The following is a 253-nucleotide window of genomic DNA, read 5'->3' on the forward strand; positions in this document are numbered from 1 at the left end:
GCTTCATGCCAGCCGCATCACCTAAGAGAATTCAACCTGCTCGCGGGCGGTTGCTTCCTTGTGGGAGAACCCCGGCTGCTCCACGCGGATAAAGGCGCAGAGGAAAAAGGCCACCACGTACAATGCGGTATAGGCGATCACCACCCCGATGGTGCTGAAGAACGGCAGCAGCACCACGGCAATCGCCGGCGCGAGAAAGTTCGACATCCCCGCCGACAGGTTATAGACCGAAATGGCCGCACCTTTATGCTTC

General features: G+C 58.9%; 1 pseudogene. It reads right to left on the minus strand.

From position 1 onward, the window contains the following. Positions 1 to 21: 21 nt before the first annotated feature. Positions 22 to 253, minus strand: a pseudogene (locus tag ACODJP_RS14320) (hypothetical protein); the annotation flags it as partial.

The organism is Pleomorphochaeta sp. DL1XJH-081, from assembly GCF_049310885.1.
In the GTDB taxonomy this organism is placed as follows: Bacteria; Spirochaetota; Spirochaetia; order Sphaerochaetales; family Sphaerochaetaceae; genus CAYZJV01.